We start from the raw sequence: 16506 nt of genomic DNA on the forward strand, positions 1-16506 counted from the left end.
ACAGATGTCCCGGGGCAGATCCTCGGTTGCAGCGTCGACACCAGCACCCTCGACCTTGCAGGTTGCCCCCGCATTGCTTCCAGCCCTGCCCTGGCTGGCTCGGTCCTGCTGCGGCCACTGTCGCGTCGACACAATTACGGACCACAAGATTGTCGCGCAGCGCCGAGACACTGTGAGCTGGGCCTCATACGGTGGTCAATCAGTGGCTGACCGGCCGACAGCGAGCTCCGACACTCGATTGACCGGCGGTCCTGAAATGGGCCCGCAACGGCCCCCACACCGCACTCGCAATCCACACGCGAGAGCACTCACCGGATCGCCAGGGAGTAGCCAAAGATGAATCGGTTCGACATCACCAAGACAAACATTGCCGTGGAGCGGCTGATCGAAACAACCCAGAATCCCAGGCACCTGTACCTGCTTCACACCTACAACCGGCACCGTTACCTGGAAATGGCCGGACGCTGGGAAGAGATCTTCGCACCGGAGATGACCGTCGAACATCCCGTCTACCACTTCAACGTCTTCGGCATCCAAACCACTCTTGACGGCGCCGATGCTGTCAAGGCCGTCTACAGCCAGTGGGCCGATACCAGCCAGTGCATCTTCTACGCCGACGACGAGAGGCTCGCCGTCGGCGACAACATGATCTGCTCCACCTCAGCGATTTACCAGCAGACGCCCGGCGCTATCCTTGCCGCTGGCGGCGCGGACGTCGACCCGGATGCGACCTACCTGGTCAAGAACATCGAACACATGATCTGGCCCTATGACGACCAGGGGAGACTGATCGGTGAAGATGTGTGGGAGATCGATGAGTCCAAGCGCGAGATCATCAAGCTGGACCCCTCGGAGGTGCTGACCACGCAGGAGTCGGCGAAGCTCCTCGCACCGCTGATCAAACCACTGCCTGTATTCACCGCCTGAAAACACCGTGGCCCGCCGGCTGCTGTCCGGCTTCGTGGACAGCGGCAGATCCGCTGCCACAATCCGCTTGCCCTGCAAGGTATTCAGCAGCGACGTAAGCGTTCCGGCCGCCAATGCGCCTGTGCCACCCGACGCGGCGGCGATGGCGCTGTCGGTGCGTTCACCGCTGCCGATCGCCTCCAGCACGGCCCGGGAACGCGACGCCTCAGGGAACTCACCGAGCAGCGCTAACTCACCCGCCACCAAAAGCGGCGACAGCGGATTCGTCGTGGCATCGCGCAGGAAATCCTTCCTGGCATCTCATGCGGCGCGCCCGATGCCATCATCTGCCGCCCCTATCACGACGGGCGGATGGCGGGCGTGCGTCTGATGGTCGGTTCTCGTCGTATGGGTGCCTCGACAAAAGCCCTGGCTGGTTACGCGAGACCGGGCACCCCGGCAGTGCGGCAGTCGTGAGCTGCCGGAGCCGCGCGTGTCGCGAATTGGCCGTCCTGGCACGGGTTTTCGTCGTTAGTTGGTAGCATTCGGACGGTTGTCGGCCACTATGTCGGTGGCGGGTTAGGGGCGTTTGATGGAAGTGCAGGACGTCCACCATTCCTATGGCAGGCGGTCGGTGCTGCGTGGTGTCGATTTCGTGTTGCCCGCGGGAGCGCTGGTGGGCATCGTCGGTGAGAACGGAGTGGGCAAGTCGACGTTGTTGAAGGTCCTCTCCGGAGGGCTGCGACCGGACCGGGGGGTGGTCCGGCACAGCGGGCGGTTCGGTTACTGCCCCCAGCAGGTGGTGTTGAACGACGCGTTCACGGTTCGTCAGCACCTGGATTTCTTCGCCGCGGCGTATGCGATCCCGGACTTGCGGCGGGCCGAGCAGACCATGGAGGTCTTGCGTTTCTCCGACTATGCCGGTGAGCGGGTCGCGACGCTGAGTGGCGGCACGCGACAGAAGCTCAACCTGACGCTGGCGGTGATGCATGATCCGCAGGTTCTGCTGCTCGACGAGCCGTACCAGGGTTTCGACTGGGAGACCTATCTGCGTTTCTGGGATCTGGTCGCCGAGTTCCGTGACACCGGCCGCTCGGTCCTGGTCGTCTCCCATCTGGCCCACGACACCGACAAGCTGGATCAGGTGTGGCGGTTGCACAACGGCGCTCTACAAGGCAGACAGGAGCAGGCCGGATGAGCGAGGGTGTGCGACTGTTCGTGATCGCCACGCGCTACGGCCTCATCGAGCATGCTCGAAACCGGTTCGCCATGCTGTTGGTGGCGGTCTTCCTCCCCATATTGATCACTCTGGTGCGCGTGGCCGTCACCGACATCGAGGTGCCGTTCCGGCTTCGGGACACCGGTCTGGTGTTGCGCGCCAACGGCAATGAGCTCGCTCAGATCAGCGGCGCCCTGATGGCGGTCTCACTGATCATCGGGTTCATGATGTTCGCGGCGACTTTCAGCAGTGGAGCATTCGACCGGCGACTGTCGATGGCCGGATATCCCCGGGTTGCGCTGGGTCTGGCGAAGATCGCCTGCCTGATTGTGGCCTCGGTGGCGGTCAGCGCATACGCCACCGCTGTCATCTGCTGCTACTGGTCGCCCCGGCAGCCTGCCCTGCTCACTGCGGCACTGTTCGGCGCGGCGATGACCTACGGGGCGCTGGGCGTCGCCCTCGGCGCGCTGCTGCGCCGCGACGTGGAGGGCATGTTCGCCATCGCGATGATCAGCTGCTTCGACATGGCCGTGCAGAACCCCATCGCCAGCGCTGGGGCGGACAGCGAATTCGTGCGCTGGCTGCCCTCCTACGGGGCCATGCAGGCTGCGACCGCGGCCAGTTTCTCCGACACCACACCATTCACGGGTTTCGCTATGCAACTGGCCTGGTTCATTGTGAGCGCCCTGGGCGGACTGGTCGCTTTCCATCTGCGCACCCGCTCGTCTCTACGACCCGCGATGTGGATCCGCCTCCCCGGATCGACGAGGCCCGGACAGCCGGCGAAGCATTCATAGGGTGTCCCGCGCGACCACCACGGTGGACAGCACGGGACACATCCTGCTCCGCCGGCTGCGGCGGCTTACGGCGCAGTAGCAGCCGGTTCGGCGGCCGGGAGGTAGATCTCACGACGCAAGCGTTCCAAGTCCGGCGCTGCCGAAGCGGAGGTTGGCTCGTACCGATCGCTCTCACGCCCCCAGAGCCCCACGCTCGTGATGTTCACGTACATCTCCGCGTAGTCCTTCCCCCGGCCCGACAGGCCGGGAAGCACGCGGAGAAGCGCGGGGACGTAGTGGATCACCGCCTCGAGCTGGGCACGCTGATCCGCCACCTGGCGCTGCACCTGCTCCACGGCTTCGCCTCGGGTGCAGCCGGTTTCGTGACGGACCGCCCGCACCAGGTTGTAGGGGACGTGGTCTGCCTCGTCCTGGTCCAACCCCACCAGATCGTTCTCCACAAAGGTCACCCAGAAGGCCAGTTCCTCGAGACGGCGGATCACCGGGTGGTTGCGCAGCTTCGACGGCAGTTCCCGGTCCTGGTACACCTCCATGCAGGCGAGGGCTGTTTCGATCCCGCTGGTCGACATCCGCAGCGGCAGATAGTCGGCCGTGGCGGGGATGTAGCCGTTGATGCGATGGTGCGCTTCGCGTTCGGCGGCTTCGAACCACTCCTCGATGCTGTCGAGGAACCGCTCCTGCCAGCGGGTGCTCCGGCCCTCGCGCAGGCGCGGCCATAAACTCGCCCATGCCGTCGGGATCGCACCGGACCGCCACGGTGTCTCCGGGTCCTGGCGCAGCGTTGCCACCATGCCACGCCTCAGCGCGCTGACGGCTTCGGGGTCCCTCAGCTGCGGATCCTCGAAGAGGTCGTCCCACGCAAGGACCAGCACGGCCATGGCGTAGGCGGTCTGCTCACGGGCCGCGTCTGCTGCCGGGGCCAAAGTGTGTGCCGGGATCCGGATCGCTCCTGTCCACCGGTGGTAGTCGGCCTCGGCCGGAGAGCTGGCAAGGCCGGTGTCTACCAGCCAGCTCCGCAACCATTGCGCGAGCTGCGGCGGAAGCGCGTCACCGTGGGCTAGGGACGGTCGCGTCGGCTGCCGGAGTACCGCCGGAGCAGGAGTTCGCCGGTCGAGTATGGACCGGGCGTAGGCGGTCATCGCGTGGCGAGCGCGCGGGTCAACGGGCACAGCGGCGAGCTGACCCTCAGCCTGGTCCAGGAATTCATCGGCTCTCGCCCGTGCTTCGTCCACGGCGTCGGAGGCGATGACGAGCTCACGGGCACGTGCGGCTTCCTCACCCGTCATCGCTCTGCGCAGCAGGCGGGCAAGGTCCCCGTCGCGGGCCACCGCGCGGATCACGGGAAGTGTGTAGATCCCGTCGGGCAGATCCGCGTTGACGGGCTTGCCCATCTCTTCAGCTGTCGAGGTCAGATCGAGGATGTCGTCGTACAGCTGGTAGGCCAGCCCGAAGTGTCGACCGAACAGGGCCAACGCCTCTTCCTCCACCTCGTGACGGCCGGCCTGCATCGCGCCCACCCGGCATGCCAGCGAGAGCACCGCCGCCGTCTTGCCGTCGATCGCGTCCAGATAGGACTGCTCGCTGCGCGAGGCCACGTAGAGGTCGGCGGCCTCGATCACCATGCCCGCACACATCTGCTCCCCCGCGATCGCCCCCGCGAGAACTTCGCGACCGCCGAGTTCGGCCAGCATCCGCACGCTCGTGAGCATCACGGAGTCCCCACCCAATACGGCCATATGCGAACCCCACACCACGTTCGCACTGGGACGGCCTCGACGCTCATACGCGTGATCGACGACGTCGTCGTGGTAGAGCGAGCCCAGATGCAGCAACTCGACGGCAGCGGCGGCGCGCACCACCCGGTCCTCGGCTGGGACCGCGGGATCGGTGAGTAAGTAGTACGACAACAAGGTCAAAGTGGGACGCACTAGGCGGCGTGCGGTGTCGGGCCCTGCGTCGGTGAGTGCGGCCAGTTCGGGCCTGCCCTCCGGTCGAACGGGTCCGAGAACGTCACGGACGCGGTCCAAATCCGCCTCCAGATGCGGGAAGACAGCCGAATCGATTTCACGTGGCACGCAGGCACTCCTGACTGGTTACATACAACACCGCCGATCAACGGCAATTTGACACCACGATCACGCGGAAGATGTTGGTATCGGCCAATTTTGATGCGGCACGTGCGGGGCCGGTGACAGCGTGGACAACTGTGGCGGACAGCGAGTCTACCGACACCCCCCTAGAAGCCCACTCCCTCGGGGGTGGGTCACACGTAGGGGTAGCGGCGCGTGGGCATGCGCAGGTGTGGGTCGTCGCTCGCAGCCAGCACATCGGTTTTCCTTGCTCTCGAAAGGGTTTGGTTACGACGAGCAAGGATGTCCTTCAACGGCTCTCTCTCGAGCTGTCCGATATCTTGCGAGCACACCCCCACAAGCTCGCGCCTCCGACACCCCTCGCGCCCAGCGCGCGAAATCGAAGGCTTTGCCGGAGAGCGGATCTGGCTCTCGAGCGGGTCGGAACCGAACACCCCGGAAAGGCCGCAGCGGGGTGCAATCGCTGGTTGAGGTGAGAGCTGACATGGATTCAACTGTTGCTCAACAGGATTGGGTCGATTCGCTCGCGCTGCCCGGATGTCGGTTGAATCGGGACGGCATCGCGGTGGCACGCTGCACCGTCGAACGGCTCATGCGTCGGGCCGGGTTGCGTGGTGCGGTGCGCGGGCGGGCCAAACGCACCACGATCGCGGCCCCGGCCATTCCCTGTCGTCCCGGTGTGATGTGGCGGCGCAGGTAGCCGGGTTTCAGGTGATCGGCGAGGGCGAGTCGGACCAAGAACGGGGGTCGTCATCGGGCCAGCCGCGGGGGCGCAGGACGAAACCGACCCGGCTGTAGCCGGGCCCGATTGTCCGATCGAGAACGAAATCGAGCCACCGTTCCGCATCGAACGAACCATTCATACAACCAATTGTTGCGGTTTCGCCGATAGTGTGCCAATAAGCGATGCGGAAACGCTGCATAGAGCCGATTTCGGGCTACAGTCGGGTCATGGGCATCGAGTACGCGAGCGTCATCGCTGTTCCTCGGTCCGAGGTTTTCGCCTGGCACGCCCGCCCCGGCGCGCTGACTCGCCTCGCACCGCCCTGGCAACCGGTGTCGCCGCGGACCGAATCGGACTCGCTCTCCGACGGACAGGCGGTGCTCGGGCTGCCCGGTGGCCTGTGTTGGGTGGCGCGGCACGATCCCCGGGAGTACGACCCGCCGCGCCGATTCGTCGACGCGGTCACCGTCGACGGACTCGGCTCGCTGCCCGCCGGACTGCTGCCCTGGCGGCACACGCACGATTTCGAAGTCGTCGACGAGACGCACACCCGTGTGATCGACCGGGTCGACGCGCCGGTGCCCGCCGGGGTGCTGCGACCCATGTTCGCCTACCGGCACCGGCAGCTCACCGACGATCTCGCGGCGCATGCGCGGGCGCTGCAGGCGGGTTTCGCCGCCGAGACCGTGGCGGTGACCGGCGCGTCCGGCATGGTCGGTTCGGCGCTGGCCGCGTTCTTGACCACTGGCGGGCACCGGGTGGTCCGGCTGGTCAGACACGCGCCTCGGCGTGCGAACGAAAGGCAATGGGACACTGCCGATCCCGCGCCGGACCTGCTCGACGGTGTGGACGCGGTGGTGCATCTGGCGGGGGCCTCCATCGCGGGCCGCTTCACCGAGAGCCACAAGCGCGCGATCGCCGACAGCCGGATCGGGCCGACCCGCCGGCTCGCGGAGGTCGCGGCGCGGGCGGCGGTGCCGGTCTTTGTGAGCGCTTCGGCGATCGGCTACTACGGCGCCGATCGCGGCGACGAGACGCTGACCGAGCAGTCGACCCGCGGTGACGGCTTCCTCGCCGACGTGGTGGACGGCTGGGAGGCCGCCACGGATCCCGCCGCCGAATCCGGTGTCCGTGTGGTGCGCGTGCGCACCGGGATCGTGCAATCCCCGCGCGGCGGCACACTGCGTCTATTGCGCCCGCTGTTCACTGCGGGGCTGGGCGGGCGCGTCGGCGACGGGCGTCAGTGGCTGTCGTGGATCGAGATAGACGACCTGGTCGATGTCTACCATCGGGCGCTCTGGGATACGGGGCTGTCCAGTGCGGTCAATGCCGTTGCGCCGCAACCAGTTCGCAATGCCGAGTACACGAAGATTCTCGCGGAGGTACTGCACCGCCCTGCACTGCTGCCGGTCCCCGGATTCGGTCCCGCGCTGCTGCTCGGCCGTGAAGGCAACCGGGAACTGGCCGCTGCCAGCCAGCGCGTCGTTCCCGCGCGGCTGGCCCAGGCCGGTCACCGGTTCCGCGAGCCGGACCTGGACCCGGCGCTGCGGCATCTGCTCGGCAGGTCTGCCGGGTGAATTGCGCTGTCAGTCAGCGCTCTTGGTGAGCAGGATCTGATGCACGTCGAGGTAGCCGCTGCGGAATCCGGCCTCGGCGTGGGCGAGATACAGCATCCGGTCGATCTTCGCGCGCTGCGCCCCGACCAGATCGGTCCACCGCGGCGGTGTGGTCGCGGGAAAGCGCGCGTCGTCGACGTTCTCGCGCAGTGCGAGCCGCGGTGGTCCGCGGCGTGGAACCAGGCGAACGGCCGTAGCCAATGCGGCAGCCGCGGCAGGTCGTCGAGGTCCACCAGCCAGCCGTAGCTGCGATAGCGGAATTCGTGGCGCACCGGTATCAGCCGGACGTGGCGGATCCTGGTGCGAACGATCTGCGCGGTCACGTCGCCCGCACCGGTGCGGCGACCCGCGTGGACCAGCGCGCACCGAGTCGTTCGGCGGCGCGCAGACCCGACAACGCCCCGTCCTCGTGGAAACCCCATCCGTGATATGCCCCGGCGAATACCACACGCGGACCACCGATTTCGCCGAGGCGGCGTTGCGCCGCCACGGACTCCGGCGTGTACACGGGGTGCTCGTAGACCATCCGGTCCAGCACGGCTCCCGGGTCCACCCGCTCGTGATCGCCGAGCGTAACCAGGAACCGGCACTCGCCGGTGTGCTCGAGCCGCTGCAGCCGGGTCAGGTCGTAGCTGACCAGCACCCGGTCCGCCGCCGCGGTGCACGAGGGCAACCGGTAGTTCCACGAAGCGCAGGCGCGCGGCGCCTGCGGCAGCACCGAACTGTCCGTGTGCAGGATCGCGTCGTTCACCGAATACGGTATGGCGCCGAGGATTTCGCGTTCGGCATCGCTCGGCACGGCCAACATACCCAGCGCCTGAGCAGGATGGGTGGCGATTACGGCGGCGTCGAACACCTGCACCTCGCCGGCGTCGTCGTGGACCACGATCGCGTCCGGCAGCCGATCCACGGCGCGCACCGGGGTCGAGACCAGCACGTGGTCCAGCCGCTCGGCGACCGCACGGACGTAGCTCGCCGAGCCGCCGGTGACGGTGCGCCAGGTGGGGGAGCCGAACACCGTCAGCATGCCGTGGTGATCGAGGAAGGCGAACAGATACCGGGCCGGGTAGCGCAGCGCGGTGGCCGGGTCGCAGGACCAGACCGCCGCCACCAGTGGCGTGAGGAAATGCGTGACGAAGTAGGCGGAGAATCCGGCCGATCGAACGAATTCGCCCAGTATGCAGAGATTTTCGACGTCAGAGACGAGTTCCGCACGCGCCAGCCGGTGAAAACGCGGCACCTCGGCGAGCAGGCGTAGGTAGCGGCCGCGGACCAGGGAGCGGGGGGCGGGGGGCGGCGAACAGTCCGCCGAGGCCGCGTGCGCCCGCGTACTCGAGGCCGCAACCGTCGCATTGGATCGACATGCTCATCTCGGAGTCCTGGGTGGCGATGCCCAGCTCATCGAACAGACGCAGCAGCGTCGGGTATGCGCGGTCGTTGTGCACGATAAATCCGGTATCCAAGCCGAGGTTTTCGCCGGTGTCCGCGGTCACGCGGTGGGTGTCGGCGTGGCCGCCGAGCCGAGCGTCGGCCTCGTACAGCGTCACCTCGGCAGATCCGGACAGCACCCAGGCGGCGGTTAGACCGGCGACGCCGCTGCCGATGACCGCCACGCGGCGGAGGTCCGTAGTTCCAGATCGGGTGTGCTCGACCATCGTGCTCCTTCACACTGCGACTACTGCCATCCGCCCGCGGAGTAGTGATGCATCAATTATGCATCGTTTTGTGCGAGATGGAAACCGAGGCTATAGACGCCGGGCAGGGCGAGCGCGACAGGGAAGGATTCGCGCCGCCCCGGGCGCGGATGGGTCCGGCGGCGATATCCGCCGCATCGAGGGACGGTGCGCTCAGGCGAGCCGATCGGCGGCATCGAGCAGGCTGTCGATCCGCTCCACGCCTTCGGGAAGGAGGACCGCCTCCCAGCCCGGGCCGCCGACCAACACCCGCGCGCCCGCGTCCAGGCCGGCACGCACTGCGGAGGTCAGCGCGGTGGACTCTTGCTGTGACCACAGCAATATGGCGGCGGGACGGTCGGACCGCGCCAGCGTGTCGGCGAGCGCGGCCGCGGGGACATCGGCGCCCAACATCCGTGCTCCGGCGCCGCGTTCGGCAAGGGCCGCGCGCAGCACCTCCAGCGGAAGCGAATGCGTCTCTCCGCTGGTGCAGGCGAGCACTATCGGTGTCGCGGCGTCGGGCACCGAGGGCGGATTCGTCCGCTGCAACACCGAGATGACGCACCACGAAAGCAGATGCTCGACATCGATACATCCCTCACCGCCGAGCTGCCGATCGACGATGTCGGCAAAGGCGGGGCGGCACAGCAGATCCCAGGTGTCCACGACACCGAACGCACGGACATGCGCCTCGAGCCGACTCGACACGGCGCTCGTATCCAGCGCGAAGGCCGCCGCCAGCAGCGACTCGCGTTCACCGAGCGTGGGCGCGGGCCCGCGTACCGTCGCCGCCGCCCCCGCCGGGCTCGCGCCGGCCCGGATCAGCGTGAGCATCCGCTGCAGCATGGAAATGTCGGCTTCGGTGTACAGCCGGTGCTTGCCCGGACGATCCTGCGGCGGCCCGATGTTGTAGCGACGGTTCCAACTGCGCAGCGTCGCGGTCGGAATACCGAGACGCTCGGCGACCGCGCGCACCGTATATCCGGCAGCGTCGGACACGGGGACGGAACCGGCGGGCATCGTCCTATTCTGCCCGTCGCCGCCGACGGGATCCGCCCCACCCGGGCGCTCGTACTGTGCGGTGGGTCCGCTGAGCGGTGGGCACCGCGTCAACTCCGCCGGGTCGCGGCACACAACAGCCCCCAGCAGGCCGTGACCGCGATGGCCTTGCCGCGCCGTTGTCGTCCACGCGATGCGCGCTCGAGCACAAAGGTGTCGCTGAGATCCGAGCCGACACGGACCGCGATCGCAAGAAGCATCGCCTCCCGGGTCGGGGCGCACGCCAGCGCCGAACCGGAAGCCACGTCCCGCATTCCGGCAATGTGCGCCACGGCACGGCGGGCGGCGTCGTCGTCCGTCCCGCGGTACGGCCCGAGCAGTACGGCGGGCGCAGCGCCACCGGGAGCCCGTTTCCGGCGGTCACGACACCCGCGAGCCGGGGCGCTGTCATCCGCGCCATCTGTCCCTCCTCCGAAACGGTGGCATGCATCGATTATGCATCGTTCTATGCTAACGTGGTTCACGTCGCCACTTTCCGAGGAGTCAGCGTGAACCGTCGCAACCTGCTGCGTACGCCTACCCGCCTGCTCGCCGGAATGGTGTCGGCGCTGGCCGTGACGGCGTGGGCGGCAGGCGGTGCCACCGCCGCACCCGTTGCAGGGCCCACCCCGGTGCCGCGCCTCGACTTGGATCGCTACCTGGGCACGTGGCGCCAACTCGCCGCCGTCCCGCAATACTTCAACCTGGCCTGCGCGCGGGACACGCAGGCGAACTACTCGCTGGACCCGCAGGACAACATCGCGGTGCGCAACACCTGCACCACATGGTCGAACACGATCGACCAGATCAACGGCACCGCGACGGTCAACGATCGGGAGACCGGGGCACAGCTGCACGTCAGCTTCCCAGGCGTACCGACCCAGGACAGTCTGGACGGACCGACCAACTACATCGTCACCGCGCTCGGCCCGGAATACTCGTGGGCGGTGGTCACCGACCCGAGCCGGATATCCGGGTTCGTCCTGGCCCGCGCCGTGTCGCTGGACGCGGACGCCTGGCAACAGGTACGCGCAGCGATCACGGCGGCAGGCCAGAACCCGTGCTTGTACCTGACCTCGCCGACGACGGGCGGTGAGTCGCGCATCGTCCCGCTCTGCGTGGCGTGACAGGCATGCTCGGCGCTCGCGAGGGTTGCGTCGGCGGCGGTATGGCTGAGCCGCCCGATGCGCCGCCGACGCGGCCCTCCCGGGCGCCGAGCAGGACCGCCGCATCGTTCGATAGGGAGCCACAACTATGAAAACCCCTGCCGCACAGCGGGATCGAGTCCGATGACGGTCACCGTCGCGCTGTTCACCCGCGACCTGCGGGTGCGTGACAATCCCGTGCTGACCGCCGCGCACCGTGAGGGCGCCGCGGTCGTGCCGCTGTTCGTGCTCGACGACGCCATTCTCTCCGGCCGCTTCGCCGCGCCGAACCGCGCACGGTTCCTGGCCGCCGCCCTCGCCGAACTGGACGACGAACTGCGCGACATCGGCGGCCGTCTGGTCCTGCGCCGCGGCGACGTGGCCGCGGAGGTCGACCGGGTGGTCGCGCAGGTGCGCGCCGACAGCGTGCACGTCGCCGCCGACGTCAGCGGGTACAGCCACTACCGGGAACGCGCACTGCGTGAGCGTCTTTCGCGGCGCAACTGTTCGCTGCACACGCACCCCGCCACCGTCACCGCCGCCTGTCCGGAGACGCTCCTGCCTTCGACAGGCCGTGACCACTTCGCGGTTTTCACCCCGTATTTCCGACGCTGGTCCGAAGCCCCGCTGCGCAAGCCGCTCGGCAAGCCACGCAACCTCACAGTCCCCCAGGTGCGGAGCCTGCGGCTGCCGGACGCGGGTGAGCTGTGCTCTGGCCCGACCTCGCCACAGCTGTCCGTGGGTGGCGAGACCACGGGACGGAAGATCGTGCGCGACTGGCTATCCGGGCCGATCGAGCACTACGCGCGCGACAACGACGATCTCGCCGCCGACGCCACCTCACGACTGTCGCCGTATCTGCACTTCGGCTGCGTATCGCCGGTGGAGCTGGTGCACCGCGTGGACACGTCCACCGAGGGCGGGCTCGCCTTCGCCCGGCAGTTGGCCTGGCGCGACTTCCATCACCAATGCCTGGCCGCCCGACCCTCCGCGGCGTGGTCGGACTACCGCGACCGTTCGATCCGCTGGCGCGACGACCCGCAGGCCGTCGATGCCTGGCGGGACGGGCGTACCGGGCACCCGATCGTCGACGCCGGGATGCGGCAGCTGCGTGCGGAGGGCTGGATGCACAACCGGGCCCGGCTGATCACCGCCAGCTTCCTGACCAAATCGCTGCGCGTGGACTGGCGGGTCGGCGCGGAACACTTCCTGCGCTGGCTGGTCGACGCCGACCTGGCGAACAACCAGCTCAACTGGCAGTGGGTCGCGGGTAGCGGGACGGATACGCGGCCGAACCGGGTGCTCAACCCGCTGCGCCAAGCCGAGCGCTACGACCCGGACGGCGCGTACGTGCGACGCTGGGTTCCCGAACTGGCACAGCTGCCCGATGCGCGCATCCACCGACCGTGGCGGGAAAAGGTCGATCCGCAGGACTATCCGGCGCCGATCATTGATGTGGTCGGAATGTAGTGGCCTCTGGAGCGGATCATCCGCGTTGCTCGCTCGGCTGGTGCTCGGCGAGCGCCGCGGGGCGGACGGTGGGCAGTGCGCCGCGGCCGCGGGTGTCGGCCAAGGGGATACCGCCCTGGTACGGCGCGGTCGGGTCGCCGGTGATCGAAATCGTTATGTCGGCGGAAGCCCCTCGATGCCATACGGGGAGCCGAGAGTCGGTGCGGCGGGCCAGAATTCGCAACCGTCCCGCGCGCCTTCGGCGGCGGCCGGAGTCGAGAAGGGGCTCAGCGTCGAGGATCCGCCGCCACATATCGCTCTCCTGCTCCGGGTGCGGCGCTGTTCGTTCAGACAGTTGATCGACGGCTATGAAAGATCCCATCAACCCATCCGGCAGCACGGCGCGCGACGCCGAGATCATCCACCGCGAAGCGCGTTCACCCGTTCTCGGGTGCCTGGCAGGCGGCTGAGTGGAACGGAAGCCATCACGGAAAGCTCACCGGGCGTGAATCCTCAAATGATGGCGGTACGAGTCAACCGCCATTGCTGGCGCCGACGCCACCCGTGCTCGGATCGACGGTCTCAACCCTCATCGATGGGTAGAAGAGCGCGACACTGCTCTTGCCGCCCTGCCATGTCACCGTGGTCGAGCCGACTACGGACGCGGGCTCTCCGAGCCCGGAGTTGCAGACGACGTCGGCCCCATATTTCCCATCGGGCATCCCGGTGAAGTCGAAACTGAACGTCAACGTCATCGGCACCAGGGGCGTGGCCTCCTGCCTCACCACACCATCGACCCGGAGTTTGCAGGTTTCGCCTCCCTTGACGTCGGTGACTGTCGCTTTGACTGCAGAGCCGGAGGCGAAAAGGGTGGCGACCGCCGCACCAGCCGAGGCAGGCCAGAAATCCGCGAAGACGACTATCGCTACCGTTGCGAGCGCGGCAACAACTCCGCGAGCCAGGCCTGACATCGCGCACCTCCCTTCGAACAACGTGTGGAATCGCGATCTTGTTTTGGAGAACACTTGCTGCCAGACGTGTACAACGCTATCCCCCGTCGATGGCCGTAACCAGGGTGAACGTGCCCGAATCTGTTGAGGTTTCGCTTTCGGATGAGGCCGAACTGACCGGTGACCGCCGCGCGACGTCTCCGTCGGGAATCTTCGCGCCTGGGTGGGGCGTCGGTCAGTCTGCTGGCGCGAGATCGGCGCCAGGCGTGGTCCGTGTGGCGAGGATGGCGAGTAGGGCGAGGATGGCGATGGTCGCGCCGAGGGTTACCCATCCGGTGCCCAGGCCGAGGCCGTCGGCTCGGGAGGATGCGAGCCAGTCGGTGATCGACGCACCGAGTGGGCGGGTGACGACGTAGGCGGACCAGAATGCAGTGACCACACCGAGCCCGCCCCATCGGTGGGCGACCGCGGGGATGGCGATGGCGATGGCGAACACGACGGCCGAGGTCAGGTAGCCCAGGTGTAGTCGTTCGGCGGTCAGGTCGCCCGCGACGGTGCCCAGTGCGAAGGTGGCCATGACCGTCGCCCAGTAGAACCCTTCCCTGCGCCGGGTGGTGATGCTGTGCACGGACAGCGTCTTCTCGCTGGCGTACCACAGTGCGAAGATCGCCGCGAGGATGACCGCGAACACCAAAGTTGCTGCCAGCAGTGGGATTCCGATGATGAAGCTGGTGATGTCGGCAACCATGGTTCCGAAGATGCTCACCATAACCACCGCCGACCAGTAGGTCCACACGCGGTAGCAACTGGCACGAAATTGGGCGACCAAGCTGATGACCAGCACCAATCCGGCTAGACCGACGGCGATCTCGGGCACAAAATGGGTGACCAGAAAGTCCGAGAACGTCTCTCCCATCCCGGTGGTCAGAATTTTGATCACCCAGAACAGCATGGTGATCTCGGGAACCTTCGCGGACAACGGTCTAACTGGCGGGGCGTCGACACCCGTCTGGCTTGTCATGCGCGCCAGCGTGACATCCGGCCGCTGAGGACCCGCTGAGAACGTGACCTACGACACCTGACCGGGTCGGCTTGGCCGATCCACTGCGGGTGCTCCGCCGATCAGACACGGCGGCAACCCTTTTCGTATTCACGGCACGGCGCAGACGGACTGGACCACCACGGGTATTCGCAGGCTCGGTCAGGTAGAGCGGTCGCGATGGGCCGAGTGCCCGTGGCGATGGTATGGGCGCGTCGGAACGACGGTGTCACGCTGACTAACCTCGCCCAGTCATGGAAATAGTCTCTGACCTGCGATAGAAATGGCGAAAGGTGCCCCGACCTGCGACAATTCGACTTGCGAAGGAAGAATTGATCGAAGTAGTGGAGCACCCTTCTGGTGGGCAAGTCTATCTCTGCGTATCCGCGGCTCGACATCGACGGTGACGGCTCGGGCGTGGCGTCACACACAGGCGCGGCGCTACTACTGCGCACTGCCGAGAAGACTGGGTTGACCAGCGGTTTATCGGAAAAGTTGAGGCCGTGGCGCAAACCGATGGCCATCCACGACCCCGGCAAGATCGTGCTCGATCTGGCGGTCACCCTCGCGATCGGTGGTGACTGCGCCGCGGACCTGGCGTTGTTGCGGGCCGAACCGGGTGTGTTCGGTTCGGTGGCCTCGGACCCGACCGTGTCGCGCACGATCACCGCTCTGGCCGCTGACGCACCGAAAGTGTTGGCCGCCATCGCTTCTGCCCGCGCCGACGCCCGCGCCCAGGCATGGATCCTGGCTGGATCCAACGCCCCCGATCACCGGATCAGCATCAACGATCCGCTGATCATCGATCTCGACGCCACCCTCACCGACGCGCACTCGGAAAAGCAACACGCGGCACCAACATTCAAGCGTGGCTTCGGATTTCACTCACTGTGGTCGTTCATCGACCACGGCCCGGCCGGGACCGGCGAACCCGCCGCGCCGATGCTGCGCCCGGGCAACGCCGGTAGTAATACTGCCGCCGACCACAAACGGGTCCTGTCCGATGCCCTCGCCCAGCTGCCGTGGCAGCCGTTATGGCGGGTCGGACGGAAAGTATTGGTGCGCACCGATTCCGGGGGCGGCACCCATGAGTTCCTCGACTACTGCCACCGGCGCAGGCTGCAGTACTCGATCGGGTTCACCCTCACCGACGACATCGTCACCGCCATGGACACCCACCTCACCGACCGCGACTGGACACCGGCATACGACGCCGAGGGCCGAGTCCGGCCCGGCGCATGGGTCGTCGAAGTCACCGGCATCACCGACTTGACCGGCTGGCCACCCGGCATGCGCCTGATCGTCAGGAAAGAACGCCCGCACCCCGGTGCTCAACTGCGGTTCACCGACCATGACGGATTGCGGTTGACCGCGTTCGTCACCAACACCACCCGAGGTCAACTCCCCGATTTAGAGTTGCGCCACCGGCGGCGGGCCCGCTGCGAAGACCGGATCAGAAACGCGAAAGACACCGGTCTACGGAATCTTCCGTTCCACGGGTTCGACGCCAACCGCATCTGGCTCGCGTTGGTCGCGCTCGCGTTGGACCTGACCGCGTGGCTGCAAACCATCGCCCTGCACGATCACGACGGACGCCGGTGGGAGCCGAAAACCCTTCGGCTACGGGTGTTTTCCGCTGCGGGGCGGATCGCCCGCCACGCCCGCAAGACCCGGCTACACCTGGCCCGACACGCGCCCTTCACCGACCTGATCACCACCGCCGCGGCTCGCCTGCAACCCGGCTGACCAGTAAGAACATTGTCCCTACAACCAAGGAAGCCATCCCTCCCGGGCTCGTGGAACCTGGCAGTCAGCCCGCTGCGCGGGCCGACTGCCCTGCCCAGGTCCGGGAAACTACGA

General features: G+C 67.2%; 15 protein-coding genes and 3 pseudogenes. 8 read left to right on the top strand and 10 right to left on the bottom strand.

Annotated features, from left to right (window positions below):
- Nucleotides 1-372 precede the first annotated feature (372 nt).
- From ACQP1G_RS30135 to ACQP1G_RS30145, 3 genes are all read left to right on the top strand, one after another.
- On the top strand, nucleotides 373-927 hold the full coding sequence (locus ACQP1G_RS30135; protein ID WP_433192970.1) for a hypothetical protein: 555 nt from the start codon (nucleotides 373-375) through the stop codon (nucleotides 925-927).
- A gap of 571 nt (nucleotides 928-1498) precedes the next feature.
- The gene (locus tag ACQP1G_RS30140; protein WP_433192971.1) at nucleotides 1499-2104 is read left to right on the top strand and encodes an ABC transporter ATP-binding protein; all 606 of its coding nucleotides are present in this window, start codon (nucleotides 1499-1501) and stop codon (nucleotides 2102-2104) included.
- A complete protein-coding gene (locus ACQP1G_RS30145) occupies nucleotides 2101-2922 on the top strand; it encodes a hypothetical protein (RefSeq protein ID WP_433192973.1) in 822 nt (273 codons plus the stop codon). Before ACQP1G_RS30140 ends, ACQP1G_RS30145 begins: the two co-directional genes overlap by 4 nt.
- A gap of 65 nt (nucleotides 2923-2987) precedes the next feature.
- On the opposite strand, the gene ACQP1G_RS30150 is transcribed toward ACQP1G_RS30145, so the two are convergent.
- Nucleotides 2988-4997 (bottom strand): polyprenyl synthetase family protein, encoded by a 2010-nt coding sequence (locus ACQP1G_RS30150; RefSeq protein WP_433192975.1) that lies wholly within the window; start codon nucleotides 4995-4997, stop codon nucleotides 2988-2990.
- Nucleotides 4998-5556: 559 nt separating this feature from the next.
- Between ACQP1G_RS30150 and ACQP1G_RS30155 the strand changes: the two are divergent.
- Nucleotides 5557-5709 (top strand): annotated as a pseudogene (locus ACQP1G_RS30155) (IS3 family transposase); the annotation flags it as partial.
- 10 nt (nucleotides 5710-5719) lie between these two features.
- On the opposite strand, the gene ACQP1G_RS30160 reads toward ACQP1G_RS30155, so the two are convergent.
- Nucleotides 5720-5875 carry a hypothetical protein gene (locus tag ACQP1G_RS30160; RefSeq protein WP_433192976.1) on the bottom strand — a complete coding sequence of 52 codons (156 nt, stop codon included), beginning with the start codon at nucleotides 5873-5875 and terminating at the stop codon, nucleotides 5720-5722.
- An 88-nt stretch (nucleotides 5876-5963) separates the two neighbouring features.
- Here ACQP1G_RS30160 and ACQP1G_RS30165 point away from each other — a divergent pair, with 88 nt between their 5' ends.
- The gene (locus ACQP1G_RS30165) at nucleotides 5964-7313 is read left to right on the top strand and encodes a TIGR01777 family oxidoreductase (RefSeq protein WP_433192977.1); all 1350 of its coding nucleotides are present in this window, start codon (nucleotides 5964-5966) and stop codon (nucleotides 7311-7313) included.
- Nucleotides 7314-7322: 9 nt separating this feature from the next.
- On the opposite strand, the gene ACQP1G_RS30170 is transcribed toward ACQP1G_RS30165, so the two are convergent.
- From ACQP1G_RS30170 to ACQP1G_RS30190, 5 genes and pseudogenes are all read right to left on the bottom strand, one after another.
- On the bottom strand, nucleotides 7323-7553 hold the full coding sequence (locus ACQP1G_RS30170; RefSeq protein ID WP_433209536.1) for a hypothetical protein: 231 nt from the start codon (nucleotides 7551-7553) through the stop codon (nucleotides 7323-7325).
- Nucleotides 7514-7675 (bottom strand): annotated as a pseudogene (locus ACQP1G_RS30175) (DUF1365 family protein); the annotation flags it as partial. The pseudogene ACQP1G_RS30175 and the gene ACQP1G_RS30170, both read right to left, overlap by 40 nt.
- Nucleotides 7672-9007: pseudogene (locus tag ACQP1G_RS30180) on the bottom strand (NAD(P)/FAD-dependent oxidoreductase). The pseudogenes ACQP1G_RS30180 and ACQP1G_RS30175, both read right to left, overlap by 4 nt.
- A gap of 192 nt (nucleotides 9008-9199) precedes the next feature.
- Nucleotides 9200-10045: a MerR family transcriptional regulator gene (locus ACQP1G_RS30185; RefSeq protein WP_433192978.1), complete on the bottom strand. Its 846-nt coding sequence runs from the start codon at nucleotides 10043-10045 to the stop codon at nucleotides 9200-9202.
- Between the two features lie 89 nt (nucleotides 10046-10134).
- A complete protein-coding gene (locus ACQP1G_RS30190) occupies nucleotides 10135-10338 on the bottom strand; it encodes a hypothetical protein (protein ID WP_433192979.1) in 204 nt (67 codons plus the stop codon).
- Nucleotides 10339-10572: 234 nt separating this feature from the next.
- Here ACQP1G_RS30190 and ACQP1G_RS30195 point away from each other — a divergent pair, with 234 nt between their 5' ends.
- Entirely contained in the window at nucleotides 10573-11190 is a 618-nt protein-coding gene (locus ACQP1G_RS30195) for a lipocalin family protein (protein WP_433192980.1), read from the top strand.
- Between the two features lie 162 nt (nucleotides 11191-11352).
- Nucleotides 11353-12678 carry a cryptochrome/photolyase family protein gene (locus ACQP1G_RS30200; RefSeq protein WP_433192982.1) on the top strand — a complete coding sequence of 442 codons (1326 nt, stop codon included), beginning with the start codon at nucleotides 11353-11355 and terminating at the stop codon, nucleotides 12676-12678.
- A gap of 16 nt (nucleotides 12679-12694) precedes the next feature.
- Here ACQP1G_RS30200 and ACQP1G_RS30205 read toward each other — a convergent pair whose 3' ends face one another.
- The 3 genes from ACQP1G_RS30205 to ACQP1G_RS30215 form a co-directional block, all read right to left on the bottom strand.
- Entirely contained in the window at nucleotides 12695-13039 is a 345-nt protein-coding gene (locus tag ACQP1G_RS30205) for a hypothetical protein (protein WP_433192983.1), read from the bottom strand.
- A 151-nt stretch (nucleotides 13040-13190) separates the two neighbouring features.
- The gene (locus tag ACQP1G_RS30210; RefSeq protein ID WP_433192984.1) at nucleotides 13191-13628 is read right to left on the bottom strand and encodes a hypothetical protein; all 438 of its coding nucleotides are present in this window, start codon (nucleotides 13626-13628) and stop codon (nucleotides 13191-13193) included.
- 214 nt (nucleotides 13629-13842) lie between these two features.
- Nucleotides 13843-14628, bottom strand: coding sequence for a COG4705 family protein (locus tag ACQP1G_RS30215; RefSeq protein ID WP_433192985.1), 786 nt, complete (start codon nucleotides 14626-14628; stop codon nucleotides 13843-13845).
- Between the two features lie 378 nt (nucleotides 14629-15006).
- Here ACQP1G_RS30215 and ACQP1G_RS30220 point away from each other — a divergent pair, with 378 nt between their 5' ends.
- Nucleotides 15007-16392 (top strand): IS1380 family transposase, encoded by a 1386-nt coding sequence (locus tag ACQP1G_RS30220; protein ID WP_433192986.1) that lies wholly within the window; start codon nucleotides 15007-15009, stop codon nucleotides 16390-16392.
- The last annotated feature ends 114 nt before the right edge of the window (nucleotides 16393-16506 follow it).

The organism is Nocardia sp. CA-107356 (assembly GCF_050946365.1).
In the GTDB taxonomy this organism is placed as follows: domain Bacteria; phylum Actinomycetota; class Actinomycetes; order Mycobacteriales; family Mycobacteriaceae; genus Nocardia.